The organism is Ferruginibacter sp. (genome assembly GCF_014377975.1).
Classification (GTDB): domain Bacteria; phylum Bacteroidota; class Bacteroidia; order Chitinophagales; family Chitinophagaceae; genus Ferruginibacter.
The window spans coordinates 1-1,771 of record NZ_JACMOO010000200.1; the positions used below are offsets into that span (position 1 = coordinate 1).

Sequence of the window (1,771 nt, forward strand, 5' to 3'; positions counted from 1 at the left end):
TCATCAGCGTGCGGCAGAGTATCGTGCATTATGCCTGCAGGGTTACAACATAGCCCGTATGCGCATTGACAATTTTTCTGCACTTACTGCTAAGCCAAAAGCAATCATTACAGATATAGATGAAACTATTTTAGATAATAGTCCTTATGCAGTTCATCAGGCATATTCAGGTAAAGAATATGATTCACCCAGCTGGTACGAATGGACAGAAAAAGCTGCAGCAGATACCATGCCTGGCGCGGCAGCATTTCTCAGATATGCAGTTTCAAAAAGTATTGAAATATTTTATATCACCAACAGGGATGAAAAAGAAAGAACTGCCACTTTAAAAAATCTTCAGCGTTTCAATCTGCCTAATGCAGATGAAGCGCACCTTTTAACAAGACAAACCACATCTAGTAAAGAAGTGAGAAGACAACAAGTAATGAAAAATTATGAAGTGCTGCTGTTAATGGGGGATAACCTGGCGGACTTCAGCAGCATATTTGATAAAAAAACAGAAGAGGAGCGGAAGATAAACACCGACATATCTGCGGGTGAGTTTGGTAAAAAATTTATTGTGTTCCCAAATGTAAATTATGGCGACTGGGAAAGCAGTTTATATAAGTACAATTATAAACTTACACAGGCTCAGAAAGATTCTGTTTTGAAAAGTGTGCTGAAAGGTTATTAAAAGTCTATTTCAAACTTTTTTCATTATCGCGGATCAATTTCCAGATTCATTGATATAACCTTTAGTGTAGGAACCCTTTTGAAATATATTTATAAATGAAACTGTCTGAACAACAGCAAAATAGAATTACAAGATCTTATTGTTATCCATTTTGTTCAAATTGTAAAAAAATAATGCTGTATTCCGTTTATTTGAGTTGTGTAAGTTTGTTGTTTCTTAAAATAAGTTTTGTTGTAGTTTTTAATGATGGACAACAACGAGGATCATCTTCAGAATAGTCAAGCCCTTCAAGAAAAATTACTCCATTATTGATCTCTTTCAATTGGTTTCTTGCACCAAAATTCCCTCCAAATTCTTCTGAATGGTCTGCAATAACTAATTTATTTCCTGTGTTTGTAAATGCGACTAATCCTGAAATTTCACCAATGGCGTTTCCACCACCGCCATTATCTTCAGAAGTTGGTTCTAATCCATAATCAACAATTGCGTCAATTAAATTGTCCCCATTAAGGTCGCCGACATCAACAGTATAGCTATTTAATTTTCTGCCATCTGAAATATTTGGTAAGTATTGCAAGAATATTTTTTTAACCAGCGCCTTGTCTACAGAAAATTGGTCTATTGTAGGGTTTGGAATTGTTGAGTCAGATTGCCCTAATTCTTTTTTTAATAGATCATTTTCCCGTTGTAAAAGCTCTTTTTCTTTTTGAGTAAGCTGTTGTTCTTTTGTTTGGCTTTGGCAAGACGTAATCAAAATTCCACCCACCAGAATAAGGATCGCTAATTTTAGTTTTTTCATTATAGTATTGTGTCTGTGAAAAATGGCATACAATCCGATTATATAACCCTGTTCCCATCAAAATTTTCCAGCTCCTTACTCACTGCATTTAAAAAGGTAGAACCCAATGCCCCATCAATGATACGGTGATCGTAGCTTAAAGAAATATACATCATGTGACGTATGCCGATTGTGTCGCCCTGCGGCGTTTCTATCACCATCGGCCTTTTCTTTATTGCACCCACAGCCATTATAGCTACCTGTGGCTGGTTAATTATAGGAGTACCCATTATGCTGCCGAAGGTTCCCACATTTGTCAA

The 1,771-nt window shown here is 36.3% G+C and carries 3 protein-coding genes; 1 reads left to right on the top strand and 2 read right to left on the bottom strand.

The features are described 5' to 3' along the window. A partial coding sequence (locus H7254_RS11325; protein ID WP_301933071.1) for a 5'-nucleotidase, lipoprotein e(P4) family occupies window positions 1-673 on the top strand: 673 nt, incomplete at its 5' end. A gap of 187 nt (window positions 674-860) precedes the next feature. On the opposite strand, the gene H7254_RS11330 is transcribed toward H7254_RS11325, so the two are convergent. Further along, window positions 861-1,472, bottom strand: a complete 612-nt coding sequence (locus tag H7254_RS11330; RefSeq protein WP_301933072.1) for a hypothetical protein — start codon at window positions 1,470-1,472, stop codon at window positions 861-863. 38 nt (window positions 1,473-1,510) lie between these two features. Next, a partial coding sequence (locus H7254_RS11335) for a 2-oxo acid dehydrogenase subunit E2 (RefSeq protein WP_301933073.1) occupies window positions 1,511-1,771 on the bottom strand: 261 nt, incomplete at its 5' end.

Coding starts and splice junctions, on each gene's coding strand:
- H7254_RS11330 (WP_301933072.1), bottom strand. CDS start 1,472: ATGAAAAAACTAAAATTAGCGATCCTTATTCTGGTGGGTGGAATTTTG.